Annotated in this window: 23 protein-coding genes; 18 read left to right on the top strand and 5 right to left on the bottom strand. The window is 65.9% G+C overall.

Annotated elements, in window-relative coordinates:
- Positions 1–375 precede the first annotated feature (375 nt).
- The 5 genes from AC1DMS_RS24130 to AC1DMS_RS24110 all read left to right on the top strand — a co-directional run bounded on the left by AC1DMS_RS24130 (position 376) and on the right by AC1DMS_RS24110 (position 3750).
- Positions 376–642, top strand: coding sequence for a hypothetical protein (locus AC1DMS_RS24130; RefSeq protein ID WP_167313256.1), 267 nt, complete (start codon positions 376–378; stop codon positions 640–642).
- Positions 643–741: 99 nt separating this feature from the next.
- The gene (locus AC1DMS_RS24125; protein WP_015866260.1) at positions 742–1215 is read left to right on the top strand and encodes a hypothetical protein; all 474 of its coding nucleotides are present in this window, start codon (positions 742–744) and stop codon (positions 1213–1215) included.
- A gap of 492 nt (positions 1216–1707) precedes the next feature.
- Positions 1708–2331, top strand: a complete 624-nt coding sequence (locus AC1DMS_RS24120) for a site-specific integrase (protein WP_015866259.1) — start codon at positions 1708–1710, stop codon at positions 2329–2331.
- Positions 2332–2507: 176 nt separating this feature from the next.
- The gene (locus AC1DMS_RS24115; RefSeq protein WP_150106907.1) at positions 2508–2951 is read left to right on the top strand and encodes a hypothetical protein; all 444 of its coding nucleotides are present in this window, start codon (positions 2508–2510) and stop codon (positions 2949–2951) included.
- A 76-nt stretch (positions 2952–3027) separates the two neighbouring features.
- On the top strand, positions 3028–3750 hold the full coding sequence (locus AC1DMS_RS24110; protein ID WP_015866258.1) for a hypothetical protein: 723 nt from the start codon (positions 3028–3030) through the stop codon (positions 3748–3750).
- Positions 3751–3896: 146 nt separating this feature from the next.
- Here AC1DMS_RS24110 and AC1DMS_RS24105 read toward each other — a convergent pair whose 3' ends face one another.
- Positions 3897–4031: a hypothetical protein gene (locus AC1DMS_RS24105; protein WP_015866257.1), complete on the bottom strand. Its 135-nt coding sequence runs from the start codon at positions 4029–4031 to the stop codon at positions 3897–3899.
- Between the two features lie 326 nt (positions 4032–4357).
- Here AC1DMS_RS24105 and AC1DMS_RS24100 point away from each other — a divergent pair, with 326 nt between their 5' ends.
- The 6 genes from AC1DMS_RS24100 to AC1DMS_RS24075 all read left to right on the top strand — a co-directional run bounded on the left by AC1DMS_RS24100 (position 4358) and on the right by AC1DMS_RS24075 (position 16171).
- The gene (locus tag AC1DMS_RS24100; RefSeq protein ID WP_015866256.1) at positions 4358–5485 is read left to right on the top strand and encodes a VWA domain-containing protein; all 1128 of its coding nucleotides are present in this window, start codon (positions 4358–4360) and stop codon (positions 5483–5485) included.
- Positions 5485–7554 carry an SWIM zinc finger family protein gene (locus AC1DMS_RS24095; RefSeq protein WP_015866255.1) on the top strand — a complete coding sequence of 690 codons (2070 nt, stop codon included), beginning with the start codon at positions 5485–5487 and terminating at the stop codon, positions 7552–7554. The genes AC1DMS_RS24100 and AC1DMS_RS24095 overlap by 1 nt, the downstream gene beginning before the upstream one ends.
- Positions 7555–7648: 94 nt before the next feature.
- Entirely contained in the window at positions 7649–11476 is a 3828-nt protein-coding gene (locus tag AC1DMS_RS24090) for a DUF4132 domain-containing protein (protein ID WP_015866254.1), read from the top strand.
- 43 nt (positions 11477–11519) lie between these two features.
- On the top strand, positions 11520–12641 hold the full coding sequence (locus AC1DMS_RS24085; protein WP_015866253.1) for an AAA family ATPase: 1122 nt from the start codon (positions 11520–11522) through the stop codon (positions 12639–12641).
- Positions 12632–15205 carry a DUF5682 family protein gene (locus AC1DMS_RS24080; RefSeq protein ID WP_041945821.1) on the top strand — a complete coding sequence of 858 codons (2574 nt, stop codon included), beginning with the start codon at positions 12632–12634 and terminating at the stop codon, positions 15203–15205. Before AC1DMS_RS24085 ends, AC1DMS_RS24080 begins: the two co-directional genes overlap by 10 nt.
- Positions 15206–15448: 243 nt before the next feature.
- Complete coding sequence (locus AC1DMS_RS24075; RefSeq protein WP_244883653.1) at positions 15449–16171, top strand: alpha/beta hydrolase; 723 nt, start codon at positions 15449–15451, stop codon at positions 16169–16171.
- 194 nt (positions 16172–16365) lie between these two features.
- Here the strand turns inward: AC1DMS_RS24075 and AC1DMS_RS24070 are convergent, their stop codons facing one another.
- Positions 16366–16689, bottom strand: a complete 324-nt coding sequence (locus AC1DMS_RS24070) for a winged helix-turn-helix transcriptional regulator (protein WP_015866250.1) — start codon at positions 16687–16689, stop codon at positions 16366–16368.
- A 72-nt stretch (positions 16690–16761) separates the two neighbouring features.
- On the opposite strand from AC1DMS_RS24070, the gene AC1DMS_RS24065 reads away from it, so the two are divergent.
- The 7 genes from AC1DMS_RS24065 (at position 16762) to AC1DMS_RS24035 (ending at position 22914) form a co-directional block, all read left to right on the top strand.
- Positions 16762–17316, top strand: coding sequence for a carboxymuconolactone decarboxylase family protein (locus AC1DMS_RS24065; protein WP_015866249.1), 555 nt, complete (start codon positions 16762–16764; stop codon positions 17314–17316).
- Positions 17317–17376: 60 nt separating this feature from the next.
- On the top strand, positions 17377–17703 hold the full coding sequence (locus AC1DMS_RS24060; protein ID WP_015866248.1) for an EthD family reductase: 327 nt from the start codon (positions 17377–17379) through the stop codon (positions 17701–17703).
- Between the two features lie 188 nt (positions 17704–17891).
- Positions 17892–18416, top strand: a complete 525-nt coding sequence (lspA, locus tag AC1DMS_RS24055; RefSeq protein WP_015866247.1) for a signal peptidase II — start codon at positions 17892–17894, stop codon at positions 18414–18416.
- 517 nt (positions 18417–18933) lie between these two features.
- Positions 18934–19953, top strand: a complete 1020-nt coding sequence (locus AC1DMS_RS24050; protein WP_015866246.1) for an AraC family transcriptional regulator — start codon at positions 18934–18936, stop codon at positions 19951–19953.
- Between the two features lie 135 nt (positions 19954–20088).
- Positions 20089–20829, top strand: a complete 741-nt coding sequence (locus AC1DMS_RS24045; protein WP_015866245.1) for a nitroreductase — start codon at positions 20089–20091, stop codon at positions 20827–20829.
- Positions 20826–22478 carry an AMP-binding protein gene (locus AC1DMS_RS24040; RefSeq protein ID WP_015866244.1) on the top strand — a complete coding sequence of 551 codons (1653 nt, stop codon included), beginning with the start codon at positions 20826–20828 and terminating at the stop codon, positions 22476–22478. The genes AC1DMS_RS24045 and AC1DMS_RS24040 overlap by 4 nt, the downstream gene beginning before the upstream one ends.
- A complete protein-coding gene (locus AC1DMS_RS24035; RefSeq protein WP_015866243.1) occupies positions 22471–22914 on the top strand; it encodes a MaoC family dehydratase in 444 nt (147 codons plus the stop codon). Before AC1DMS_RS24040 ends, AC1DMS_RS24035 begins: the two co-directional genes overlap by 8 nt.
- Positions 22915–22919: 5 nt before the next feature.
- Here AC1DMS_RS24035 and AC1DMS_RS24030 read toward each other — a convergent pair whose 3' ends face one another.
- Genes AC1DMS_RS24030 through AC1DMS_RS24020 form a run of 3 tightly spaced genes read right to left on the bottom strand, consistent with a single transcriptional unit; the run spans position 22920 to position 26266 of the window.
- On the bottom strand, positions 22920–24083 hold the full coding sequence (locus AC1DMS_RS24030) for an acyl-CoA dehydrogenase family protein (protein ID WP_015866242.1): 1164 nt from the start codon (positions 24081–24083) through the stop codon (positions 22920–22922).
- A complete protein-coding gene (locus AC1DMS_RS24025) occupies positions 24083–25255 on the bottom strand; it encodes an acyl-CoA dehydrogenase family protein (protein ID WP_015866241.1) in 1173 nt (390 codons plus the stop codon). The genes AC1DMS_RS24030 and AC1DMS_RS24025 overlap by 1 nt, the downstream gene beginning before the upstream one ends.
- A 42-nt stretch (positions 25256–25297) precedes the next feature.
- On the bottom strand, positions 25298–26266 hold the full coding sequence (locus AC1DMS_RS24020; protein ID WP_015866240.1) for a Bug family tripartite tricarboxylate transporter substrate binding protein: 969 nt from the start codon (positions 26264–26266) through the stop codon (positions 25298–25300).
- Positions 26267–26291 lie beyond the last annotated feature (25 nt).

The raw sequence follows: 26291 nt of genomic DNA, 5'->3' as shown, positions 1-26291 counted from the left end.
CGGAGAAATCGTTCGGATCAACCAGCGTACGGCCACAGTTCACTGCGACGGCCGCGCATGGCGCGTGGCGTTCGCTCTGCTTCAACACGTCACAGACGTCACGCCTTAAACCACCCAGCCGTCAACAACGGCCTCGAGCGGACTATTACATTACGCCAGAGCTTGTTGCAGCAGTTCAGCGCTCGCTCTCTGACATGCCGCACTGGAGGGTGTTGCTGCAGGTTGACGAGGAGGTCAACGGCTTACCTGCCTCGTCGACTGGACTGACAGTATGCTTTGACAGCGTTGAGCCGCACCCGAGCTCTCGAACTCGCCCGTAGTTCGGAATGCGGCCAATAGCAGCCTCTCGCCGTCATCAACCAAACTGAGAGTTTTATGCCTTCTTCGCCGTCAGCAGCGAACACATGCCCTCGATGTCACAGCGATGCGCAAGTCAAGGCGAAGCTTGTTCTCATCGGAAGAGCTAGTCCACGCCTGCTGTTTCCCGATGAGGAGCGAGCCGGCTATAGGCGGCGCGACCAGTTGGCCATCGACGAGTGCAGCACCGAGAACCTGCAGAAGGCGCCCTTGCAGCAGTTCGTGCCTGGGTTCTACTGCCATGCCTGCGGTGTCGGCTTTGTTACCAACAGCATATTGAAGTGAGGCAAAGGCAGTCATGAGCTGCACGATTCGGCCGACTACAGTCGGCCAGAAGCGGCCTCTTGCGAACGTCGGCTCCGCGGACATGCCATAGTTGCAAGCATGAAGCAGACTCTGTCGATCGTCAAAGCGAAGCAAGCCTGGGCAGAGGGGCGCTTTCTGGACTGTGGGCGAGCACTCTACGAGCCGATGCAACCACATGAGCGGGTCAACTGGGCGGCGGACCTCTTGATGTTCTGCATGCAATACAGCCCCTCGTTACCTGTTATCGACCGCGTGGTGGAGTTGGCAAAGGTTCCATCCGATTGGCGGCTCGCGCATGCGGCCTTCAATGAGGTCCGCAGGATAACGTTGGTCGCCGAAGCGCGAGACAGTGCCATCGACCCGGCCCTGAAGAGCCTTCTATTTGTCGCCGAGAACACCGCCAAGGTTATCTACAACGCTTCGGGTGAGCCGGCGCCGTTCGACGCCGATGCCGGGTGGGAATTGGTGCCATGCGTAGAGCACTTCTTGGCGACCATCGCTGTGCCTGCGGTGACCGAGGGTGGCGTCCAACTGATCTTCGCTTCAGTGTGAGGCCAGTTGCCGGCCAAAACCGGACACATGGCGGGACCTTTATTCTTCGCCTATCGGCTGCGCGTGCACCCCGCATTCCCTCAGCCTTTGAAGTAGGCGCTCTACCGCCTCAGTCGGTTCGCAACCGAACTCCCCTGGCGCCACCGTTAGGTCGCGGGAATCTCTTCCCTTGAAGAGCTGCACGGAGCGCTCTCTGGCGCCCCAAGATTTCACCTCCACCAAACCTTGATCCTCCAACAAAGGAATGTGGATGCAGTCATGAAATAGTTCGCTCCGCACTCCCGCAGCCGCTAGAGCCGCAGAGAATTCATCGAGGCCGTCATCTTGAAACATGGCGGAATTAGACCCCAAGGAATCATGCAGAAGAAGCGGGGGCATGTTCAAGACGCTTCTCTCTATTGACCGCTTTCGCGAGCCTTCGAATTCCGCTTCGCCTCCCATGCGCCTCCGCTGGCGCAAAGTTTCGATCCCTAAACTGCATAGGAGATCGACATGGACGCTCTCACCGTCTCAGCACCACGGCCGCCGTGGAACAAGGGCAAACTCGTGGGACAGAAGCGGCCTTTCAAGCTCAAGGAAATTTGGGCTATCCGCACTCGCCTCCAGTTGTCCCGTCGTACTCGTGACCTTGCACTTTTCAATCTCGGAATCGACAGCAAGCTCCGGGCGTGCGACTTGGTGAAGCTGCGGGTCCGCGATGTTGCCAACGGCGATCGGACGGCCGCACGGGCGAACGTGGTTCAGCAAAAGACCGGGCGACCGGTCCAATTTGAGCTCACCGATCCGACGCGGGAGGCCGTGTCCAGCTGGATCAATCTGGCCCACCTTCGTTCCGAGGACTTCCTGTTCCCGAGCCGGGTGCATTCGTCGCCGCATCTCGGGACCAGGCAGTACGCCCGAATTGTTGATGGCTGGGTGGAAGAGATCGGACTGGATCCGGCCGAGTACGGCACCCACTCAATGCGTCGGACCAAGGCATCCCTGGTCTACCGCCGAACGAAGAACCTTCGCGCGGTGCAGCTCCTGCTCGGCCACACCAAGCTCGAGAGCACTGTGCGCTACCTCGGCATTGAGGTCGAGGACGCACTGGAGATGGCTGAGCAGACGGAAGCCTGATGAGAACTTGGCGCCCTGAATGAGGGGTGCCAGGTCAAGGGCAAAATGCAGCCAAAACCGGAAGTTCGTCACGCCCCTCCAGTTTGCAGCCAACAGGGCCTTTGGCCACGCGTGCACGCCAGTTAAAGTCAGCCATAGGCCGCAGTCTGACCATTAACAATTCGCGCTGAACTCGCATGAAAAGCCCTCCGCTTTCGAGCCCGCTTGGCTCCTATCCCGACCGGGAGGAATTCCAAGTGGGCAGGACCCTGGTTTGGGTGCTTGGGCCGCCCGAGCGACGCGATGAGCTAGTGGCGATCGCTAATATGCAGTTTTCTAAGATTTGGGCCTGCTCAGAAAGGGCAACGGCGACGGCGGTAGAGCTTTCGCGTTCCGAACTCCCTGAGTTTTGGCAAGCTCATGACGACGCGGGCACCAGTAGCCGTCAACTTGCGGTGTGGGGCATTCTGATTGATGCCGAGGCGGGTAGCGCGGAGTACGACGTGCGCATGAATTTGGATTTCAACCCGGATTCGCATTGCCCTTCGCTGCCCCTATTACCTTCAAATCGTTCTTACCGCGTAGTTCGAACCCCCGATGGGGTGTATGCGGCGAGAGCCATTGGTGCTTCAAATCGTTGACCCTTTCCGGCCAGAACCGGTCTTCGATCTTGAGCTTTGAAATGCAGCTTGCAGTCTTTTCCGTAATGAGCCAGGGATGAAGCTGCTTCGACTGACACGCTCGATCGGCGCTGCCTTGGGTTGCGTGCTCTTCCTTGCCACGTGCGGACCATCGGAGCAGCGCAAGGCTGAGCTTGCCGAGATGACCCACGCTCGATGCATGGACAGGATCTGCGAAGGCGATATCACGCCGAAGCAAGCACCAAACGAAGTTGCTCTAAAGGTCAACGGACAATGGTTCATTGGGCCGAGGAAGTACTTCAGCTCAGCCAACAATGGTGCTTCGTTCGAATGGTGGGAGCACAAACCGCTCGACCCTGGTTTGCCAAGGCCTGCGGGGGCACAGGCATTGGCCCTGAAGGGGCATGGCTATGACATCTCGGTGGAGGTCTTTTTGCGCAACGACCCTGGTTTGAGGAAGGAGCCAAGCCGCTTTGACCGTCTACGGCAGGCAGAGGCAGAAGGTCGACTGCTCAGCAAGACAACGCTTCGCCCCGGTTTGGAAATGTGGCGCACAACCGAAACGGACGGCCTCGGTCCAGGACTTTGGTACGTCGCTACCGCCCATGTCGACAGCGACCCTAATGGCGCAGTGCTGTCATGCCGAGACTCAAATCCAAGGTTCGACCGGTGCATGAATGCTTTCTACTGGCGACCGGGAATCGTTGCCGACATGCGATTCCGAGCAAGGCACAGCATAGACTGGCCGGAAATCTATCGGGAAGCGATGCGCATCCTTCAGCAACTCAAGGGGGCGTAGGTCGGCCTAGGGCCTACAAACCACTGACGGCGAACGGCACCTTTGGAGCGAGACGAACTTCCGTTTCGGGCCCGAACGAGACATTCCCGGCGCTCCAAAGCAGCCGCACGGCGAGCCGCAACTACCGCTCGCTCGACAGCCCACGGCTACCCAAGGGAGATGCCCTTGTCCACCATGCATTTGTTGAACGCGTAAAGAGCGAGCATCTCGCCTTGATAGCGCACGTTGTTTTGCACGCGGCCGGAAATGGGGTTGTAGTGGGCATCGAAGCCTTTGGTCATCAAGCCATCTGAATATTGTGGGGGGTGGCACGGCTCGGCCGACCTGCACACAAGCTTCGATGGCAGCTTCCAGGGTGGCGATTTCCTGTGGCCCCAACGCTGTTGGTGACGGCGACACGCTCGGCGCCTTTGTCGCTCGCGTTGCCTGCACTGTTTCAAGGGCAGCAACGAGTCGTACATGCCCGTTTCTGCCGCCGCTCCCGCAAAACCTGGTCATTAGGAAGAGACAAGGACGGCGTGAGCATGACACGCGCTGCCGTCTGATAAGCTGCCGGCGCTCCTCTCCCCGACCGTTCCTTCCACCCGTCCTTGCGAACGCATTGCGCATGTCGTCCGAAGAAACCCTGCGCCGCTGGCGCCTGATCCTCGGCCGCTATGCGGCGCAACCTCTGTCGCAAACGCAGTTCTCGGCGGGCGACTGGAAGCTCGACCAGGCGCTCGAATATCTCTACGGCCGCGAATACGAAGGCCGCGGCCTGGCCCGGCCGAGCGGCGGGCCGGGTTCGCTCGACCCAAGCCAGTTGCGCGCGGTCGACTGGCTCAACCGATCGCGGAGTCTCTTTCCGCAAGAGGTCTTCGAGCGCATGCAGACGCAGGCGATCGATCGCTACCAGCTGACCGACCTGCTCTCCGACCCGGCGGTGCTGCGCTCGCTCGACGCCACGCCCGGCCTCGCCAAGGCACTGCTGGGCATGCGCGGGCGGCTGTCGGGCCAGATGCGCGACGCGGTGCGCGAGGTGATCCAGAAAACCGTCGACGAGATCACGCGCAAGCTCAGGAACGACTTTGTCAACGCGCTCGTCGGCCGGCGCAACCGCATGCGGCGCTCGCACATCAAGAGCGCACAGAACTTCGATGCGCGCGCCACCATCGCGGCCAACCTCAAGCATTACGACGTGGAGCGCAAGCAAATCGTCATCGAGCATCCGCGCTTCAATGCGCGCGTGAAGCGCAACCTGCCCTGGGACGTGGTGCTTTGCGTCGACCAGAGCGGCTCGATGATGGATTCGGTGATCTACAGCGCCGTCATTGCCGGCATCATGAGCTCGCTGCCCGCGGTGCGAGTGAAGCTGGTGGTGTTCGACACCAGCGTGGTCGACCTCACGCACCTGGCGCACGATCCGGTCGAGGTGCTGCTCACGGTGCAACTCGGCGGCGGTACCGACATCGGCCGTGCGGTGGCGTATTGCGAGTCGCTGGTGGGCAACCCGCAACGCACGGTGTTTGCGCTCATCAGCGACTTCATGGAAGGCGCCGCGCCCGGGCCGCTCCTGGCCGCGGTGCAGCGCATGGCACAGTCGCGCGTCAAGCTGCTCGGGCTGGCCGCGCTGGACGAATCGGCCAACCCCGTGTACGACCGGCAAATGGCGCAGCGCCTGGCCGACAAAGGCATGCACGTTGCGGCCCTCACGCCCACGCATTTCGCGCAGTGGCTCGCGGAAGTGATGAACTGATGGCCTGGCACGACGGCTATCGCGCCTACGACGACGACACGCTGGCCACGCTCGCCAACCCTGGCTTGCTTCGGCGTGCCGCAAAGGACGTCGAGGCGGGCAAGATCGCATGGGCAGAGCAGGGCACCGAAGCTGGGGTGGTGACGGCCGACGGCCAGCGCGTGCAGCTCGATGCACGCGGCCCGCAGCAGGCGCGCTGCGACTGCCCGGCACCGGGCATCTGCAAGCACATACTTGGCGCGGCGCTGTGGCTGCGTGCATTGGAGCCGGCCGCGCCAGGCAGCGCAGGCGGCGCGCCTTCAGACGAGCAGCAAGACAGACAGGCACCGCCCGGTGCCGACCCGCTCGCGGAAATCCTCGCGCTCGATGCCGCGGCGCTTTTCAAGGCCGCGGGCGTGGCGGCCGTGCGCCGCGCCGCAGCCGCCGCCAGCAGCGTCGTCGAATGGCGGGTGCAAGGCGGCGCGCTCATCATGAATTTGCCCGAGCTCGGCGCCTCCTGCCGCTGGGTGGCGGGCGCGGGCTATGCGGGCATGGTGTCCGAGGTGCCTGCCGCGGAACGCAAGGCGGTGCACCTGATCGCCATTGCCGCGCTGCGCAGCGCGCACGGGCAGCCCTTCGCATGGCCCGAGAGCGCGCGGCCCGCGCCGGTCGAAGACACCGTGCGCCTCGGCGAGCGAGAGCGCGCGTTCCTGCTGCAGGTGGAGTCGATGCTGGAAGAACTGCTCACTGGCGGCCTCTCGCACGTGAGCGAGTTGACGTCGGCGCGCCTCCTGGCACTCAACATGTCCGCGCGCGGCGAGGGCTTGCCGCGCCTGGCCGCCTTGCTGCGCAACCTTGGCGGCACGGTCGATCTGCTGGTGCGGCGCGACCACCGCGCCGAGGAGCGCGACGCCTTCGCGCTCATGGCGCGCATCCATGCGCTGTGCGCTGCGCTCGCGCGGGCCGAGGGTGAACTCGCCGTGGCACTGCGCGGCCGGCTCCAGCGCGACTTCGACGAATCGGCCGCACTCGACCTGCTGCCGCTCGGTGCGCACTGGTGGCAGACGCGCGGCGGCGCGCGCGGGCTCACCGTGGCGTTCTGGGACCTGGCGGGTGCGCGCGTGCTGCAGGCCTCGCTCGCACGGCCCGACGGAAGCGACACCGCCTTCACGCGCAGCAGCGCATGGTCTGCCAACGCGCTGTGGTCCGGCGCGGGCGCCGCGCAGAGCGTGTGCGAAGCGGCCCTGCGCCTCGAACACCCCCGCCTTGCCGAAGACGGCCGCCTGGCGCTCGGCGGCGCCACGCGTGCCCAGCCCCTGCCTGCGTGGACGGCCGACGACCCGCGCCTGAAGTCGATCGGCTGCGGCAACTGGTCCGAACTGGGCGTGCGCCTGCGCGCCGCCACCGGCCTTTCGGCCGAGCCTTTCGATGCCGTGCTGCTGCGGCCATCGGACACGCGCCCGCCGGTGCTCGACGAAGCACAGCAGCGCCTCGACTGGCTGGTGCAGGACGACGCGGGCCGGTGGCTGCGGCTTGGCATCCCCGTTGGCCCGGAGCACCGGCAGCGCGTCGACAACCTCGACCGCCTCGCCGCGCGCCGTGCCCCGGTGCATGCGGTGCTGGTGCGCATCGAGCGCTCTGCCGCGAGCACCGAACTCATGCCCCTCGCCGTGCTGAGCAGCAACGCGAAGAAGGCGCTGCAAACGGTGTCGCTCGACTTTGCCGACGAGGCCGCGCGCACGACGTCGCTCGCCAACCGCATCCTGCGCATGCTCGAGGCGCGGCAGCAGCAGCGGCAGGCGGCGCCCGTGGGTGCGCCCACGCTGGCGGCGCGCCTGCTCGCTCCCCTGACAGAAGTGGCCGAGACGCAGGCCGCCACCGGGCGCATGGCATTGACCGCGGCGCAGCGGCAGCGCCTGCACGATGCACTCGACCGCGCGGACTCTGTCGGCCTGGAGGTGCTGTCGAGTGCGCTGCGTGCGCACCTCGCTGCGCCGGCCGCGGTACCGTTGCTGAAGCTGGGCTTTCTGTGCCAATTGCTTGGCGAACTTGACGGCTTGCCGGAGCAAAGGAAAGCGCAGCCGGCTTAGAACCTTTGACTTCAGTTGTTTCTGCAGGCCGCGAACTGGCCGAAGCGTCACGTCCAACTGCCAAAATCAGCGCCCAGGAGAACGAGGAGAACGCATGGGATTTCTGGACAGGATCTTGGGCGCCGTCACGGGCAGCGCCGGCACCGCAGCCGCCAACGGCTTGACGCGCGAGCAGGCGCAGCTGTTGAAGCAGGCCTTCGAGCCGCTCGAAAGAGCAGGCAAGGAGCTGCCCCAAAAGGGCGCCGCGTTCCTGGTCGACGGCACGCAGGAAACCGTGCTGCTCGACCTGCAGGCTGCCAAGTCCTTCGAGCCAGGTCAGTTGCTCGGAGCCCCCGGCCGCCTGCGTTGGGGTTACAGCAACCACCAGAACAAGGCGCTGGAGAAGATCGGCAACCAGAGCCTCGAGCAGCGTGGCCGCTTCTACGCCAGCGTGGATGCCAGTGCTCCTGCGCTCGACGTGCTGGTGCGACTGGGCAAGCTGCTTGCGGCGGCCGACGGCGGACAGTCGCTCGAGCATCCCGGCGCGCCGGTGCCCGACTGGCTTCAGTACCTCATCAACGACGCGGTGTTCGCGAGCTTCAACAAGAGCAGCTCCAGCAACGCTGCCGAGCGCGATCTCGCCAAGCACCGGCCCGCGTGGAACGTGCATCTCATTGCAGCCTTGCTCGCGCACGAAGGACTCGATCCGCATATCGCCCTGCAAGAGGTCTTCGAGCGCAAGGGACTGGACAGCTGGTACCACGACCGGCTCGACGGGCTGGTCGAGGCCCCTGCCGTTGCCGACTACATGCGCAGCCAGCGCGACGCCACCGAGGCGTTGCCCGCAAAGCTGTCGGCCGCGGGCCGCGTTCTGCTGGCCAGGCGCATCGGCAAGGACAAGGCGCTTTTGAACGACTTTGCGCCGCTGTTCCTGCGCCTGGCCATCGACGGCAGCAAGACAGTGCGCGCCGAGGCGACGCCGCACCTCGAGGGCATTGCCGAGGCGCAGCGGCTCGAACTCCTGGGGCAACTGCTCAAAGACGGCGACACCACCCAGCGCACGCAGGCCGCCGAACTGCTTGCGCGCCTGCCGGGTGGCGCCGCGCGCGCGCTGCTCGACGTGGCGGCCGGCACCGAGACCAGCAAGGCCGTGCAGCAGGCCATCCGCTCGGCCATGTCGCGGCTCGACGCCGCGGGCGACGCGGGCGAGCTCGAATTGCCCGAGCCGCCGGCCTGGCAACCCTTCGAGGACATTCCGCTGGGTGAAGAGGCGGTGCAGTTGCTCATTGCCAACCGCATCGAGCTGCTCGAGAAGAACCGCGTCGCGGCCGAGGCCGAGATCGAGGAGAACAAGGCCTCCAAGCAGACCTACAGGTACAAGTGGCGCCAGGACAACTACGCCGCCCACAAGAAGCTCACCGACGAGGACATGCGCGTGGCCGTGCGCGTGCTCAACGGGCAGGGCAGCAAGAACGACCAGAACCGCGCGAAGAACGGCCAGCTGCAGCAGGTCGTGGGTTTCGGCAATCGCCTGCAGTCGATGCCGGGGTTCGGCATGCCGCACCTGATCCGCTGGCTGGCCGTGTCGCGCCACTGGACCAGCTTCTGGTTCGACGACGGCTTTCACAAGTGGCTCGGCCGCCAGCCCGTGGGCTCGGTCGACCTGCGCGCGCTGGCCGAGCTGCTCAAGCGCTCCGGCATGCCGATCGACGATGTGGCGCACACCGCGCTCTTTCCATACTGGAACCAGGCCTCGGCGGTGGACGTGCTGCCGGCCGACCGCGTGTGGCCCTTCTTCGCGGAGCACCCGGAGTACATCGACGAAGGCCTGGGCCTTGTCGCGCCGCCAAAGCGCGAAGGCCGCCAGACCCAGCTCGACCTGAACGCCACGCTGCGCACGCTGGCGGTCTTTCCGACCGTGCAGGCACGTTGGCTGCCGCGGGTGATGGAATTGGCCCTCGGCGAAGGCAAGACGCACCGCGCAGCCGCGCAGAAGGCACTGTCGATGCTGCCCGACATCGGCCGGCGCGTGGTCGAGTCGCTCGGCGCCACCAAGAGCGAGGTGCGCATCGAGGCCGCCAACTGGCTGGCCGAGCTCAAGTACGCCGAGGCCGTGCCCGCCATCACCAAGGCGCTCGAGAAGGAAGCCCGCGAGACCGTGCGCGCGGCCTGCCTCACGGCGCTCGAGGCGCTGGGCGACGACATCTCCGCGCGTCTGGCACCGGCGATTCTTCTGGCCGAGGCGAAGAAGGGCCTGAAGGCCAAGCCTCCGGCGGGCCTTGCGTGGTTCTCCCTGGACGCGCTGCCCGCCTGCAAATGGCTGGACGGCAGCCCGGTAGAACCCGAGATCGTGCGCTGGTGGGTGGTGCTCGCCTGCAAGCTCAAGGAGCCGGGCGGCAATGCGCTGCTCACGCGCTACCTTGGCCTGCTCGATGCCGCCAGCCGCCAGGCCGTCGGCAGCCTGGTGCTGCGCCAGTTCATTGCACACGACACGCGCCATCCCACGCTCGACGAAGGCATTGCGCATGCCAACGCCCATGCACCGCAGCGCTACCAGGGCAACCAGCAGCGCTACCAGAACGCGAAGGCCGAGCACAAGCAGTACTACGAAGCCGACTTCCAGAAGACGCAGGAGCAGGTCTTCGAGGAGTGCAAGCGCGAGAAGATGAGCGAATACCTCGGCAGCGCGATCGGCGAAAAAGGCACGCTTGCCCTGACCGCCCATGCGCCGGGGCACGAGGTCGTCACGCTGCTGCAGCAGTACATGCGCGACCATTACCAGCGCCGCTCGCAGATCGAAGCCATGCTCGAAGGCGTGGCACCGGGCAACGACCCGGTGGTGATCCAGTTGCTGCTGGGCATATCGCGCCGCTACCGCACCGCCTCGGTCCAGGAGAAGGCGCGCGCTCTGGTGCAGCAGATTGCCGACCGCAACGGCTGGACGCAGGACCAGCTCGCCGACCGCACCATTCCCACCGCGGGCCTGGACGACACCGGCAAGCTCGAGCTCGCGTACGGCGACCGCATCTTCACCGTGGTGCTCGACGCCGCGATGAAGCCCGAACTGCGCAACCCCGAAGGCAAGATCGTCAAGGCCCTGCCCGAGCCGCGCCAGAACGACGACCCCGTGCTCATCAGGGATGCGAAGGCCCAGTTCTCGACCAGCAGGAAAGAGCTCAAGCAGGTCATCGACCTGCAGACCGCGCGCCTGTTCGAAGCCATGTGCACCGGCCGCATCTGGCCGCAGGCCGAGTGGCGCGAATACCTGCACCGGCACCCGATTGCCGGGCGGCTGATACAGCGGCTCGTGTGGCTCGAACTGGATGCGGAAGGCGCGGTGCGCGGCAGCTTCCGGCCCACCGAGGACGGCAGCCTGATCGACACGCAGGACGACGAGGTCGAGCTTGCGGCCGACAGCCAGTTGCGCCTGGGCCACGCTTCGCTGGTCGACGAAGGCACAGCGGCCGCGTGGAACAGGCACTTCAAGGACTACAAGCTGGTGCCGCTCTTCGCGCAGATGACGCGCAAGCCGCCGGCGGTCGCGTTCATCGACGACAAGGGCCAGCCGGTGAGCGAAATCAACGACCGGCTGGGCTGGATCAGCGACACCTTCACGCTGCGCGGCAGCTTTGCCAAGCTCGGCTACCAGCGCGCGCAGGCCGAGGACGGCGGCTTCTTCTACCAGTACACCAAGGAGTTCTCGTCGGCCGGCGTGCGCGTGGCCATCGAGTTCTCGGGCAACACCCTGCCGGAGGAGAACGTGCCCGCGGCGCTCAAGACGCTGGGCTTCGAGGACATGAAGACCCGCGGCTACAGCGACCGGGCGCTGCCGCTGTCGAGCGTGCCGCCGGTGCTGCTGGCCGAGGCCTATGCCGACTACCTGGCCATTGCCCAGGCCTGCGCCGGGTTCGACGCGGGCTGGGAAAAGAAGATGCCGTGGTAAGCCCGCCGCGCCGACCCGCAGAAAAACCAGCAGCAACATCATCATGAGCACCGGCACATCACCGTCTCCTTCCCCCGCGACCCAGGCCGTGCGCCTTGCCCCCGAGGCGCGCTATGCGGACGAGCTCGCGCGGCTGCACGCGGCCGACACTGATGCACGACCCACCGGATGGAAGCTCTCGCCGCGCGCGGTGCGGCGCTTCATCCTCGGCGACGAGAAGCTGCAGGTGAGCCGCAAGTTCTACGGCGACGATCCGCTGGTCGACCGCGCCATCGTGACGCTCATGGGCCACCAGGGCCTCATGCTGGTGGGCGAGCCGGGCACCGCGAAGTCGCTGCTCTCGGAACTGCTTGCAGCCGCCGTCAGCGGTGATTCGGGCCTCACGGTGCAGGGCACCGCCGGCACCACCGAAGACCACATCAAGTACAGCTGGAACTACGCACTGCTGCTGGCCGAGGGGCCGAGCCAGCGCGCGCTGGTGCCTTCTGCGCTCTACCAGGCCATGCGTGCGGGCAAGCTGGTGCGCTTCGAGGAAATCACGCGCTGCCCGCCCGAGATCCAGGACGTGCTGATTTCGTTGATGAGCGACAAGCAACTCATGATTCCAGAACTGGGCGACGATGCCCGGCTCTATGCCCAGCGCGGCTTCAACATCATTGCCACGGCCAACCTGCGCGACCGCGGTGTGCACGAGATGTCGTCCGCTTTGAAGCGTCGGTTCAACTTCGAAACGGTCAAGCCCATCCGGGACCATTCGTTCGAAGTCGAACTGGTGATGGCCCAGTTGAAGCGCGAACTCGACGGTGGCGGCGAGTCGCCGGTCGATGTGCCGCGCGACGTGGTGGCGCTGCTGGTTACCACCTTCCAGGAGTTGCGCGCGGGCCAGACGCAGGACGGCACCGCCATCAAGGGCCTCGATGCCGTGATGTCCACGGCCGAGGCCGTGAACGTGGCTTATGCGGCGGCCCTGCAAGCGCGCCATTTCAACGGCGGCCGGCTCACCGTGCGCGAGATCGCGGGCCAGCTGCAAGGCGTGGTGTTGAAGGACAGCACCGACGATGTGAAGCGCGTGCGCCACTACTTCGACACCGTCGTGCGCGAACGCGGCAAGCGCGACGCGCAATGGAAGACCTTTCACGACGCGACGCGCGCGCTGTGGCAGTAGTTGCAGAAGCCGGCAGCGTTCTGCCTGCCGGGCTGGAGGCCGCGCGCGGCCGGCTGTTCGGCGAGGACGGCGAGGGCGTGTTCTTCGTGCCCGTGAGGCACCACAGCCCGGCCTGTGCATTCGCATTGAGGGCGCTGCTGCGCGAGGTCAGGCCGGCGGCTGTGCTGATTGAAGGACCGGACGACCTGAACGCACTGCTGCCGCTGCTGCAGCACCCGCAAACCACCGCCCCCGTTGCATGGCTGTGCCAAAGCACCCGGCAGGCTCCGGTCGATGACCCCGACTCGGAAGAGAAGACGCGCACGGAATCGCGCACGTCGTTCTTTCCGTTTTGCGACTACAGCCCCGAGTGGATTGCGGTGCGCGAAGGCGCAGCGCTGGGCGCGCGCCTGGGGCTGATCGATCTTCCCTGGAGCGACAAGGCCTGGCATCGCGACGAAGGCGACGAGGGCGAGGGCGACGAAGGCGATGCACGCGACGCCGCGCGCAGCCTGATGGAAGAGCGCCATTTCGCGCACAGCCGCTACCTCAACGCCATGGCCGCCCGGCTCGGCTGCGTCGACCACCAGGAGCTGTGGGACCGATTGTTCGAACTGCGCACGTCGGCCGCTCTCGGCCACTGGCGCGCCTTCTTTTCCGACGTGTTCAGCTGGTGCGCCATGGCGCGGCTCGACTACGAGCCCGAGGTGCTCGAGGCCGAGCTGAGCCTGCCGCGGGAGCGCCACATGGCGGCGCACATCCGTCGCTGGCGCAACGAGGTCGAGGGGCCGATCGTGGTCGTCACCGGCGGCTTCCACACGCTCGAGCTGGTCAACCAGTGGCAAGAGGCCAAGCCCTCGAAGGCGCCCGCCGGCCAGGACGCACCCGACAACGCATGGCTGATCCGCTACAGCTTCGAGCGGCTCGACGCGCTCAACGGCTATGCCTCGGGCATGCCGTCGCCCGGCTATTACCAGCAGGTGTGGGAACGCCTCGAGGCCGGCGAGGCCGACCCCTTCACCGCAGTGGCGCTCGACAGCCTGACCCGCTTTGCGCGCCAGACCCGCGCGCAGGACGATGCCGATGCGGTGTCTACAGCACTGGTGCAGGCCGCCGCCGCGCAGGCCATGCGGCTCGCGGCGCTGCGCGGCAATGCCGGTCCGGGCCGGCAAGACCTGCTCGATGCCATCCGCTCCTGCTTCATCAAAGGCGCCATCGACGAAGGAACGCGCGGCTTTACCGCCGACCTGCGCAACTTCTTGAGCGGCACGCGCATCGGCGACGTGCCGCCTTCGGCAGGCTCGCCGCCGCTGATCGAGGACGCGCGCAGGCTCGCCCGCCAGGCCGGCGTGCGCCTGGACGACAGTACCGCGCGCATCGCGCGGCTGGATCTCTATCGCAAGCCTTCGCACCGCGAGCGCAGCCGCTTCTTCCATGCCATGACATACCTCGACACGGGGCTCGGCACCTGGCTCGCGGGACCGGATTTTCTTGGCAACAGCCGTTTGCATTTGCTGTTCGAAGAGTGGCGCGCCGCCTGGTCGCCGCTGGTGGAGGCGCGGCTGATTGAACTGGCGGGCGATGGCGCCAGCGTGGAGGCCGTCTGCATGGCCAAGCTGCGCAAGGAAGAGATCGCTCTGTCCGACGAGGGCCGCGGACGCAGCGCGAGCGCGGCCGTGGCGCTGTTGCTGCGCGCCTGCCTGATCGGGCTGCAGTCGCGGCTGCCCCAGCTGCTCTCGATGCTTTCCACCCACCTCGACGAAGATGCCTCGCTCGGCTCGGTGGTCGAGTGCGGGCATCGGCTCGTCACGCTCTGGCGTGCGCGGGAGCCGCTGGGCGTGCAGCAGCATCCGCAGCTGCGCAGCCTGCTGGAGCGTGTGTGGCCCGCGGCGCTGTTCCTGCTGCCCGATGTGGGCGGGTGCCCGGAAGAAGGTGAGGCGGGCGCGGTGAAGCAACTGCTTTCACTGCGCGAGCTTGGGCGCCTGCTGGCCTCGCTCCAAGGCGAACCGGGAGAAGCCGGTGACGGCGCCATCGACCTCGACCTGCTGCGTACGCAACTCGAACGATTCGCGACCGGTGCGTCGGCCGCGCCCGCGGTGGCCGGCGCTGCTTCGGCCCTGCTGTACCTCGATGGACACTGGGACGAGAACGCACTCGACACCGTGGTGCGGCAACGCTTCGGCGCGGGCGCAGAGCCGCGCGAGGCGGTACGTTTTCTCAACGGGGTGATGGCCGCGGCGCCTGAACTGCTGCTGCGCCTGCCCGCGCTGCTCGAAGGCCTCGACGGCCTGGTGCAGGGCTGGGATGCCGAGGCTTTCGTGGCGCATCTGCCCGATCTGCGGCAGGCCTTCACGCGCCTCAAGCCGCAAGAGACGTCCGACCTGGCCGGCCGTATTGCCGCGCTGCATGGCATGGGCGAAACAGAGGGCCAGGCGCTCAACCAGATGCACTACGAAACCACCGAACAAGACCTGCACGAAGGCGCGCGACTGCAGCTCGCGCTGGCCGAGTGCATGCGCCGAGACGGGCTTGCCGCGTGGCTGGTCCCAGAGCACAAGAAGAACAACATCGAAAGCGCGATATGACCATCGATCTCCAGACGCTCAGGCGAGCCTTGCGCCCCAACTGATCTCGGCGCTCGCGGAACTGGAATTCAGCCGCAGGGATTGTCAACAGGAGTGGGAACGTCGTTTATGCGAGAAAGTTCACTGTTATTCATAGTGGGATGGATGCTTGTCCTTGGACTGACGGCTTGCGGTGGAGGCGGGGGCGGAGGCGGCAGTGGTGCGGTTGCTCCGCTGCTTCCATCGGCCACGCAACCCGCTGCAGTGCCGTCAGCGGCCGGTCGCCCGATCTCCGATTCGATCAAATCGGCTGAGACTGGTGCGACTTACCAGCTAACCATCTATTTCCCCGCGTCCTATAGCGGGAGCACCAAGGCCTATCCCGTCATCTATGCCCTGGACGGAGACGCCGTCAATGCGCCCAGCGGGCGATTCGAAAACTTGAGGGGCATCCTTGAACGCAAAGGCATCGATGCGGTTCTGGTCGGCATCGGGGGCACATCGCGCCGAAGCACGGACTACACTTTTCCGGGCGCCGTGCCGTACCACGACTTTCTGACGAAGGAACTCGTCCCATTCATCGAATCGAAGTATCGGGCGGACAGTACGAAGCGAATCCTGACAGGACATTCACTCAGCGGAAGCATGACTGGCTACGCCCTCTTTCTGGAAGGCGCCGGCACCACCCTCACCTTTTCGCATTTCCTCTCCTTCGACGGTTCGTACGGATATCAGCAAGCGGAGACTGATACGTATGAGCAGAAGATGTACGAGGTGCGGAAAGACAAGGCACTTCCCGCAACATTGATCCTTGCACGCTGCGGCGATACCACCCAGTGCAACTATCAGCCGGTCGATGCGGTCTATCAAAAGCTCTTGCAACGCGGTTACTCCGGTTTCCAGATCGTGGAGAAAACCTATTCGACCTCCCATGTGGCCGTCGATCTTCCGGCCTTCGAAGATGCACTCGCCGTGGTTTTCAAGTGAGCTGACCTCGGAACAACATGCGACTGCCGGCCCATGCATAAGTCCAGACTTCAGCTTCGACCCTGCGCCACTTTTGAGCTACGTACAACCTCAAGCGGGTGATGCGAATCCCGCGGATCGCGAAGACGATGCATCCGGTCTCGACACCCCGCCTCTAGCTTCGCCCGAGACCCCACGCATTGAAGGCGCGCGACTCAGCGCGCCGGGGGCTTCCACTGACGCGCCCAGTCGCTCAAAGGCGTCAGCGCTGCATTCAACTTTCGCCCCTCATCGGTGAGTCCGTAGCCTCCCTCGTCGTGCGTAACCAAACCAAGCGCTCGTAGCTCTGCGAGCCTCGTGTTCAACAGGCTGGAGTTTGTCTCGCAGGCCTCCTGAAGAGCGCGAAACGTCAGCTGCTCCGCGCGGAGCTCCCAAAGAATCCGAAGCGTGGACCTTCGACCCAGTAGGTCCAGAGCCACCATGATGGGGCGGCCGGTCCTTGAACCGCGCACAGGGGCGCCAACCTTTAGAACAGCCATGCTTTACTTTTCAAAGCAACGTGGATAAAGTGCAATGCTTTAGAAAATGTAGCAGATGCTCGAGGTCAACCCATGACTGTTCGTATCGCTCCTGCGGAGCCACCTTTCCCCGCCGGCATCCAATCTTCGCTTGAAGGCCTCATGCGTGGAAAACCGCCTCTGGTGCTGTTTACCACGCTCGCGAGGGACCCTCGCCTTTTCCAGAAGTTTTTCGCGGGCGGGCTGCTTGACCGTGGAAACCTAACCTTGCGACAGCGCGAACTCGTCATCACGCGCACCACGGCGCTGTGTAAATCGGAGTACGAATGGGGCGTCCACATCGCACTGTTCGCATCGCACGCCGGATTTGATGAAGCCCAAGTCCTTTCGCTCGCCTCCGGACAACCGCGAGATACCTGCTGGCAAGATGAGGACAGGCTGCTGTTAGAGCTTTGCGACATGCTTCATTCCAACTGCACTGTCGACGACGCCCTATGGCAGTCGCTTAAGACGGCGTTCAGCGACGAGGGCATTCTCGAGCTGCTCATGCTGGCAGGCTTCTATCGCACCGTCAGCTATCTGGCAAACGCTCTGCGCTTGCCTGCCGAGCCAGGCTCGGCAACCTTTCCCTCGTCTTACCGCAGCTAAGCCCCTTCGATCGTCCTGTCGCTTGAAACCGGTGGGATGTCTGATGACAAGGAGAACCGAATGATCAAAGTCACAGTGATGTACCCGTACACCGAAGGCGCCCGCTTCGATCACGCTTACTACCGCGACCGGCACATGCCGATGGTGAAGGCCAGGCTGGGCAGTGCCTGCGCCTACTACACCGTCGAAAAAGGCCTGGCCGGCCGAGCACCCGGTTCACCGCCCGCCTTCGTGGCGATGTGCGCGTTCATCTGTGATTCGGCCGAAAGCTACCTTGCCGCCAGCCAGGAGCACGGCGCCGAGATCAGGGGCGACATCGCCAACTACACCGACATCGTGCCGGTGGTCCAGTTAAGCGAGGTCGTCGTCGAGCGGTCCGATCGTTAAACGGACCAGGTCGAGATTTGTCGCGAGGTGCCTCCTTGGCATCTGATAACTGGAGGAACTCGCTCGTCGGCTCGCGCTCATACGGGAAAATACCGCCTGGAACCGCGCCGGTGGCGATCGACTGTCGGGGCGGCACGAGTGTTTGCACCTCAAGGGGCCCCGGCCCCACAACATCAACGGGAACCCCCATGACGATCATCGTGTCTGCTGACAGGCACCGCGACGGTATATCTGCCGTGGCGGCCCGGCTGGCGCCCTATCTGGGCATTGCCTTCGCGGTTGTTCTGCTTGACCAAGTGTCGAAGTCGCTCGCCACGCGATTCCTGCGCGGAGGCGAAATCCTTCCCATCACGCCCTTTGCCGATCTCGTCTTGGCGCACAACCGGGGCGTTGCCTTCTCCTTCTTGGCTGACGCCTCGGGCTGGCAGCGATGGCTGTTTACGGCACTTGCCATCGCGGCGGCGGCGTTCATCTTCAAACTGCTGGTGCAGCCCGGCGGGACGCCGCTGTTCAGGGCGGCCTTGGCACTTGTGCTCGGCGGCGCGCTGGGAAATGCGATTGACCGCTCGTGGCAGGGGCACGTGGTCGACTTCATCCATCTTCATTGGCGCGAGGTCTACGACTTCGCCATCTTCAACGTGGCCGATTGCGCCATCACTGCAGGCGCGGCGCTTCTGGTCCTGGCTGAGATCAGGCGGTCGCGAGCCGCTTGAAACAGGCGCCTGCCACTCGAAGGTCGTCGGCTTCGACAAACAGTACTTCGATGCTGAGCCAGTAGAGAAACACAACGCTTCGCAGCCCGCGGCGCAACCCGCTCTGGGTTGCCGTCAGGACAGAAGGTCGACCACCGCGCTTTCGCCGAGGCGGTCCACTCGCCAGTGGCCTGAACCGGCCTGCCGGTACACTTTTTCGAACGAACGCCCGAAAGCTCCCCGGCTTCCACCCGTATGACCGTGCAAACTCCGTCCACTTCGGCCCCGGCAGCAACTCGCCGAACGGCGGCTATGGCTATCAATGGTGGACATTTCCGCAAACCGGCGCGTACCATGCCCTGGGTCTGCCGGGTCAGTTCACGTACGTCGACCCGGCCACTCGCACGGTGGTCGTGAAGCTCAGCTACATGCCACCGGGCCGCACCGAGCCTATGCGCGGAAACGCGTGCCTTCCTTCAGGCCGTTTCGAACTGGAAGCCCCGCCGCTAGTGTTCCATCCCGTTGTTTGAGAGTTCGCATGAAATCAGCAGGGCTGAAAGGCACCGTTTCCATCGAGCTCGTGCACGAGGCGCTTCGCGCCGCCGCGCTCAGGAACATGGACATCAGCGGCGTGCTCGAGATCGCCAGGCTGGACCGCGATCTGCTGAACGCGCCGCGTGCGCGCATTTCGGCGGCCGCCTACTCGCGCATGTGGGTGGCCCTGGCCGACCTGATGGATGACGAGTTCTTCGGGCTGGACAGCCACGGGCTGCGCCGCGGAAGCTATGCGCTCATGACGCGCGCGGCGGTCAGCTCGGAGAACCTGGAGCACGCGCTGCGCCGGATCCTCCGCTTTCTTCACGCCACCCTGGACGACTTTCGCGGGGAGCTGGTGCGATCGGCCGACGAGGCGCGCGTGATCCTGCACGACGGTGGCGTGCTGCGCCGGCTGTTCGGCTACGGCACCTGGTTCATCCTCGTCCATGGACTGGCATGCTGGCTCGTGCACCGGCGGATTCCCCTGCGCGAGATGCGGTTCCGCTGCCCGCCTCCGGCCGATGACAGCCACTACCGCACGCGCTTCTGCGAGGACGTGAAGTTCAACGCACAGACCACGCACATCACGTTCGCCAGTGAGCTGCTCGATCTGAAGATCGCGGAATCTCCGCAGACCGTCGACACCTTCCTGCGGGCCGCGCCCGCCAACCTGCTGGTCAAGTACCGCAATGACTCGAGCACCAGCGCACAGGTGCGGCACCGGTTGCGCAGCCAGATGCCCGATGCGTGGCCCGAACTGGAGAAGCTCGCGCAGGAGCTCTGCGTCTCCGGCACCACGCTCCAGCGCCGATTGCAGCAGGAGGGGCTGAGCTACCAGCGCGTGAAGGACGATCTGCGGCGGGACATCGCGATCGACCTGCTGTCGAGCGCCTCGTTGACGGTGGCCGAGGTCGCCGCCCGCACCGGATTCCAGGAGCCCAGCGCCTTTCATCGCGCCTTCAAGAAATGGACGGGCGTGAGCCCCGGAAGCTACCGCTCCTCTGCGCACACACGGGAATGAGCCCGGGGCGCCCGGCGCCCCCCAAAGCCGCATCCGCATGCCCGGAAGCCCCGGCCAGATCGAGGCCTGCGGGCATGGGCATCGAATCCTTGCGGAACTAAGCTCTTCGGCAATCCGGCAACGAGGAAACCCGCAATGAACCGAATGATGGCGCCGCCGCTGGACGCGCAGGCACTGCAAGGCGCAGTCGACTGGGCGATTGCCACGCGGCGCAGCATCAGGGCCTACTTGCCCAGGCCGGTGCCACAGCAAGAGATCGAAGCGATTCTCTCGACCGCGCGCTACAGCGCTTCCGGCATGAACATGCAGCCCTGGCATGTGCACGTGCTGACCGGGCCCGCGAAGGCCGGCCTGTCCGCTGCGATCGCGGCGCTCGACGACGATCCCGCCAGATCGGGAGAACTGCTCGAGCCCTACGACTACTACCCGCGCGAATGGCTCTCCCCCTACCTGGAGCGGCGCCGCAAGGTGGGCTGGGACCTCTATGGTCTGCTTGGCATTGCCAAGGGCGACAAGCAGCGCATGCACCTGCAGCATGGGCGCAACTACCGCTTCTTCGATGCGCCCGTGGGCCTGTTCTTCACGATCGACCGCGCACTGCAGGAAGGAAGCCTGCTGGACTGCGGCATGTTCCTGCAGAGCGTGATGATCGCCGCGCGCGGCCGCGGCCTTCACACCTGTCCGCAAGCCGCGTTCCTGAAGTTCCATCGCCAGATCGCCGAATTCCTGGACATCCCCGCGGGCCAGATGCTCGTCTGCGGCATGAGCCTGGGCTACGCCGACGAGTCCTCCATCGAGAATTCGCTGGTCACCGAGCGGGAGCCGGTTTCCGCATTCACGACGTTCCACGACAGCACGAAGGAGACAAGGACATGAGCGCGCAATCCTATGCAAAGGGGCTCGACCGCTGCGAGGCCAACCATGTGCCGCTGACACCGCTCGGCTTTCTCGAGCGCGCCGCGCTGGCGCATCCGAACCGCGTGGCGGTGGTGCACGGCGACTTGACGCGAACCTGGGCGCAGACGCGCGAGCGCTGCCATCGCCTGGCGTCGGCGCTGGTCGCCAGGGGCGTCCAGCGGGGCGACACCGTGTCGGTGCTGGCGCCCAACACGCCGGCCATGCTGGAGTCGCATTTCGGCGTGCCGCTGGCAGGTGCCGTGCTCAACGCGATCAACCATCGGCTGGACCCTGAAGGCATCGCGTTCATCCTGCGCCACGGCGAGTGCAAATTGCTGATGGTGGACCGCGAATTCGCCGCGACGGTTGCCGCCGCCCTGGAGCTGCTGGACAACCCTCCCGCGGTCATCGACATCGAAGACCATCTCGCACCGCCCGGCGAACGCATCGGCGAGACCGACTATGAATCGCTGCTGGCAAGCGGCGATCCGGCGTTCCCCGGCCGCTGGCCGAGCGATGAGTGGCAGCCCATTGCGCTGAACTACACCTCGGGTACGACGGGAGACCCGAAGGGCGTGGTCGCCAGCCACCGCGGCACCTACCTGATGAGCCTGCTGCAGATCACGAACTGGGCGATGCCGCGGGCGCCGAAGTACCTGTGGACGCTGCCCATGTTCCACGCGAACGGATGGTGCTTCACCTGGGCTGTGACGGCGGCTGCCGGGACCCACGTCTGCCTGCGCCGGGTGTCCGCCGAAGCGGTGCTGGAGGCCATCGACACGCACCAGGTCGATCATCTCTGCGCAGCGCCGGTCGTGATGGCCATGCTCTCGGATTCGGCGCAGAACATCAGGCTGTCCCGCAGCGTGCGGGTACTGACCGCGGGTTCCCCGCCGCCGCTGGCCGTGCTGAACGCTGTGCTCGCGATGGGCTTCGACGTGGAGCATGTGTTCGGCATCACGGAGGTTTGCGGCACGCCGGTGAGTTGCGCGTGGCAGGACGGCTGGGACGATCTTGCACCCGCCGAGCAAGGCAAGCTGCGGGTGCGCCAGGGCGTGCGCGCCGCCATGTTCGAGGGCCTCATGGTCGGCGATGCGGACACGCTGGCGCCGGTTCCCCGCGACGGCACGACCGCGGGGGAGCTCATGCTGCGCGGCAACACCGTGATGATGGGCTACTTCAAGAACGAGGCCGCGACGCGCAAGGCGCTCGCCAACGGCTGGTTCCGCACCGGCGACGTGGCGGTCCTGCATGGCAACGGCTATGCGCAGATCACCGACCGTTCGAAGGACGTGATCATTTCGGGCGGCGAGAACATCTCTTCGGTGGAGGTCGAGGATGTCGTTCATGGGCACCCGGCCGTCCTGCATGCGGCCGTTGTGGCCCAGCCCGACGAGAGATGGGGCGAGGTGCCGTGCGTGTTCATCGAGCTCAGGGCAGGCGTTGCGGCGCCTTCCGAACAGGAGATCATTTCGTTCTGCCGCGAGCGGCTGGCTCATTTCAAGTGTCCGCGCCGGGTGATCTTCACCCCCTTGCCGAAGACCGCCACGGGAAAGATCCAGAAGTTCCGCCTGCGCGAGCAGGCCGGAAGCCGGGAGGCCATCACCGGCCTCGCGCGCCATGGTTGAGTTCGAGCCCGCTGCCGGTGCACCTGTCGAGCCCGGCTACCGCTTCTCGCGAACCCACACCTTCGACGAAGAACAGGTCAGGGCATTTGCCCTGGCCGCGGGAGACGAGAACCCGCTGCACCACGATGCGGCGTTCGCAAGAAGCACGCGCTTCGGCGCAATGATCGCGAGCGGCACGCACACCACCTCGCTGCTGATGGGGCTGACCGCCACGCATTTCGCGAAGAAGGGAAATGTCCTGGGCATCAACTTCTCCGTCGATCTGCTGCGGCCGGTGCTGGCGAGCGAGACGGTGCTGATCGAGTGGAGCGTTTCATCGATCGCGGCCCGTCCGAAGGGCGGCAGCATCATCGAGCTGCAGGGATGCATGAAAGGATCGGACGACCGGACCCGCGTGCTCGCGCACGGCACCGTCCTGCTGACCGCCGGCGAGTGACGGCCTCAAGGACGCAGCGATTCCTTCAGGATGCGCCGCGCCAGCGTCGAGCGGTGCACCTCCGACGCGCCGTCGTAGACGCGAAAGGGCCGCATCTCGCGCAGGATCATCGACACGGGCGAGTCTTCCGACATGCCGAGCGCGCCCATGATCTGCGCGGCGCGGTCCGCCACGCGCCCCACGGCTTCCGACACGAACACCTTGACCATGGCCGACTCGTGCTTGATGCCTTGCTTGGCATCGAGCTTGGCGGCCGCGTGCCACGTCATCAGGCGTGCGGCATGCAGGTCGATGTGCGAGTCGGACACCATCGCCTGCACCTGCTGCAGCTGCGCGAGCGGCTGCCCGAACGAGTGGCGCCGGTTGGCGTAGTCCTGCGCCAGCGCCATGGCGCGCGAGGCGCGGCCGATGAAGCGCATGCAGTGCGACAGGCGCGCCGGTTCGAGCCGCGCCTGCGCGTAGGCGAAGCCCCGGCCCACCTCGCCCAGCACCGCGCCGTCATCCACGAAGCAGTCCTGCAGTTCGATCTCGCCATGCCCGCCGATCTGGAAGCCATCGATGCTCGCGATGTTGCGCACCACGCGGTAGCCGGGGTTGCCGGCATCGACGATGAAGATCGTCGCGCCCTCGCCCGTCTTCGCCAGCACCAGCGCGAACGCGGCACCGACCGCGCCGCTGATGAACCACTTGCGGCCGTTGATGACCCAGCCGCCGGGGCGGCGCTCGGCCACGGTCTGCAGCATCGACGGATCGGACCCGGCGCCGGGCTCGGGTTCGGTCATCGCAAAGCACGAGCGGGCCTCGCCGCGCGCGAGCGGCACCAGATAGCGCTGCTGCTGCGCCGGCCTTCCGTCGGCCAGCAGGTTGATCATGTTGGGCTGGTCCGGCGGCGCGCAGTTCATGGCCAATGGCGCAAGGAAGCTCCGGCCGGCCTCTTCGAGCACCACCGAGCGATCGCGCCAGGACAGGCCCAGGCCGCCCCACGCCACCGGCAGCTGCGGTGCGTAGATGCCGGCCTCCATGGCCTTGGCGCGCAGCGAACGCACCGCGGCTTCGAGCGCATCCAGGTCGTGGGCCAGCGCCGGGCACTCGCGCGGAATGGCTTCTTCCTCGACGAAGCGCCGGACCGCCTCGCGCAGCGCCGGAAGGCGGTCGCTGTAGCCGAACATCAGGAGGCGCCTTCACCGCCGTAGCCGACCTTGGCCAGCGTGCGCCTGGCGATGTTGAGCTGGTGGATCTGGCTCGTGCCTTCGTACAGCCGGAACAGCCGCACGTCGCGGTAGAAGCGCTCCATGCCGTGGTCGGCAATGTAGCCGTAGCCGCCCAGCATCTGCACGCTGCGGTCGGCCACGCGGCCGCACATCTCGGACGCGAAGTACTTGCAGATCGACGCCTCCATCGTCACGTCGATGCCTTCGTCGCGCTTGCGCGCGGTGTCCAGCACGAGCGCGCGGGCTGCATGGATCTCGGTCTGGCTGTCGGCGATCAGCGCCTGGATCAGCTGGAAGCCCGAGAGCGCCTGGCCGAACTGCTTGCGCGTGGACACGAACGCCACGGCGTCCTGCAGCATGCGGATCGCCGGCCCGATGCACAGGGCCGCCAGGTGGATGCGCTGCTTGTTCAGCACCTTCATCGCCGTCTTGAAGCCCTGCCCTTCGCACCCGCCAATGACGTTCTCCGCCGGCACGATGCAGTCGTTCATGTGCACCTCGGACACGGGCGAGCCCGCCTGCCCCATCTTCCTGTAGGCCGGCCCGGTGCTGAGCCCGGGCATGCCGCGCTCGACCAGGAAGGCCGTGACGCCGCGCGCCGACAGGTCGTCGGGGTCGGTGCGCGCCATCACCGTGAAAAGGCCAGCGATCGGCGCGTTGGTGATGAAGCACTTGGTGCCGTTGAGCACGTAGTGGTCGCCCTCGCGCCGCGCCGAGGTGCGCAGCGACACGGCGTCCGAGCCGGCCTCGGGTTCTGTCAGCGCGAACGCGCCGGTCAGCTCGCCGCTGGCCAGCCGCGGAAGGTAGCGCCGCTTCTGCGCCTCGGTGCCGTCGGCCACCAGCGCTTCGGAGCCGATGCCGGTGTTGGTGCCGACACGGGCCCGAAAGGCCACCGAGCACTGCGACAGCTCCATTGCCGCCAGCACCAGCTCCTCGGTCGTCATGCCCGCACCGCCATAGGCCTCGGGGATCGAATAGCCGAACAGGCCCTGCGCCGCCATGTCGGCCACCAGGTCGGCGGGCACTTCGTCGGCGTCGGCCACGCGCGCCTCGTTGGGCACCAGCCGCTCGCGCACGTAGCTGCGCAGGCTGCCCAGGAATTGTTCGAACGCTTGGGGGTCACGCTGCATGATGTGTTGCTCCTTGCTTCATGGGGTGGATGCGCGCGGACCTCAGTCCAGCTTGGTTCCGGTGGACTTGACCAGCGCGGCCCACGAGGCCGTGTCGGCCTTGATGAGCTCGGCAAACTGCGCCGGGGTGTTGCCGACCGGCTCGGCGCCCAGCGCCAGCAGCCGTTGGCGAAGCTCGGGCTTTTCCAGCGCCTTGGTGGTGGCGGCGTGCAGGCGCTCGACGATGGCCGTGGGCGTTGCTGCGGGCACCATCAGGCCCTTCCATGCACCAAAGCTGAAGCCCTTGACCGACTCGGCGACGGTCGGCACCTCGGGTGCGGCCGTGGCCCGCTTGTCGGTGGACACCGCCAGCGCCCTGAGCCTGCCCGACTGCACGTGCGGCCACAGCGCGGGCATGTTGTCGATCATCATCGCGATCTGGCCGGCCAGCAGATCGTTCATTGCCGGGCCCGTGCCCTTGTACGGGACGTGGACCATCGTGGTGCCGGTGAGCTGGTTGAACCATTCGCCGGCCAGGTGGGACGGGCTGCCGTTGCCCGCGGAGCCGAAGCTGACCTCCTTCGGCCTGGACTTGGCATAGGCGATGAACTCGGGCACCGTCTTCGCGGGGATCTTCGGGTTGATCGCCATCAGGTTGGGCTCCTGGATCAGCAGCGTCACTGGCCGCAGGTCCTTGGCCGGGTCGTAGGGCATTTTTGTGTAGAGGCTCGGGTTGATCACCGTGGGACCGGCCGCCGCGATCAGCAGCGTGTAGCCGTCGGGCGCCGACTTGGCGACGTAGTCGCCGCCGATGTTGCCGCCGGCGCCGGCCTTGTTCTCGACGATGACGGGCTGCCCCAGCTCGGGAGCGAGGGCCGCGGCCAGCAGCCGCGCCAGCACGTCGGTGGAGCCGCCCGGTGCAAAGGGCACGATGAGGCGAACCGGCTTGGCCGGATAGGCGGCCGGGTCGGCGTGCACCGCGGAAGCCGCGGCCAGCAGGCAGGCGGCAGCGAGCATGAACATCTTGCGCATGGGAGTCTCCGGTTGATTCTTTGCC

This window comes from Variovorax sp. 05T418 (assembly GCF_056396385.1).
This window is presented reverse-complemented; position numbering and strand designations above follow the sequence as displayed.

Bases quoted from the DNA above. Each gene is read 5' to 3' on its own strand.
- AC1DMS_RS24125 (WP_015866260.1), top strand. From the start codon at position 742: ATGAAGCAGACTCTGTCGATCGTCAAAGCGAAGCAAGCCTGGGCAGAG.
- AC1DMS_RS24025 (WP_015866241.1), bottom strand. From the start codon at position 25,255: ATGCAGCGTGACCCCCAAGCGTTCGAACAATTCCTGGGCAGCCTGCGC.
- AC1DMS_RS24115 (WP_150106907.1), top strand. From the start codon at position 2,508: ATGAAAAGCCCTCCGCTTTCGAGCCCGCTTGGCTCCTATCCCGACCGG.
- lspA (WP_015866247.1), top strand. From the start codon at position 17,892: ATGACGATCATCGTGTCTGCTGACAGGCACCGCGACGGTATATCTGCC.
- AC1DMS_RS24095 (WP_015866255.1), top strand. From the start codon at position 5,485: ATGGCCTGGCACGACGGCTATCGCGCCTACGACGACGACACGCTGGCC.
- AC1DMS_RS24020 (WP_015866240.1), bottom strand. From the start codon at position 26,266: ATGCGCAAGATGTTCATGCTCGCTGCCGCCTGCCTGCTGGCCGCGGCT.
- AC1DMS_RS24045 (WP_015866245.1), top strand. From the start codon at position 20,089: ATGAACCGAATGATGGCGCCGCCGCTGGACGCGCAGGCACTGCAAGGC.
- AC1DMS_RS24105 (WP_015866257.1), bottom strand. From the start codon at position 4,031: ATGACCAAAGGCTTCGATGCCCACTACAACCCCATTTCCGGCCGCGTG.
- AC1DMS_RS24040 (WP_015866244.1), top strand. From the start codon at position 20,826: ATGAGCGCGCAATCCTATGCAAAGGGGCTCGACCGCTGCGAGGCCAAC.
- AC1DMS_RS24030 (WP_015866242.1), bottom strand. From the start codon at position 24,083: ATGTTCGGCTACAGCGACCGCCTTCCGGCGCTGCGCGAGGCGGTCCGG.
- AC1DMS_RS24050 (WP_015866246.1), top strand. From the start codon at position 18,934: ATGAAATCAGCAGGGCTGAAAGGCACCGTTTCCATCGAGCTCGTGCAC.
- AC1DMS_RS24085 (WP_015866253.1), top strand. From the start codon at position 11,520: ATGAGCACCGGCACATCACCGTCTCCTTCCCCCGCGACCCAGGCCGTG.
- AC1DMS_RS24070 (WP_015866250.1), bottom strand. From the start codon at position 16,689: ATGGCTGTTCTAAAGGTTGGCGCCCCTGTGCGCGGTTCAAGGACCGGC.
- AC1DMS_RS24130 (WP_167313256.1), top strand. From the start codon at position 376: ATGCCTTCTTCGCCGTCAGCAGCGAACACATGCCCTCGATGTCACAGC.
- AC1DMS_RS24090 (WP_015866254.1), top strand. From the start codon at position 7,649: ATGGGATTTCTGGACAGGATCTTGGGCGCCGTCACGGGCAGCGCCGGC.
- AC1DMS_RS24060 (WP_015866248.1), top strand. From the start codon at position 17,377: ATGATCAAAGTCACAGTGATGTACCCGTACACCGAAGGCGCCCGCTTC.
- AC1DMS_RS24065 (WP_015866249.1), top strand. From the start codon at position 16,762: ATGACTGTTCGTATCGCTCCTGCGGAGCCACCTTTCCCCGCCGGCATC.
- AC1DMS_RS24120 (WP_015866259.1), top strand. From the start codon at position 1,708: ATGGACGCTCTCACCGTCTCAGCACCACGGCCGCCGTGGAACAAGGGC.
- AC1DMS_RS24035 (WP_015866243.1), top strand. From the start codon at position 22,471: ATGGTTGAGTTCGAGCCCGCTGCCGGTGCACCTGTCGAGCCCGGCTAC.
- AC1DMS_RS24110 (WP_015866258.1), top strand. From the start codon at position 3,028: ATGAAGCTGCTTCGACTGACACGCTCGATCGGCGCTGCCTTGGGTTGC.
- AC1DMS_RS24100 (WP_015866256.1), top strand. From the start codon at position 4,358: ATGTCGTCCGAAGAAACCCTGCGCCGCTGGCGCCTGATCCTCGGCCGC.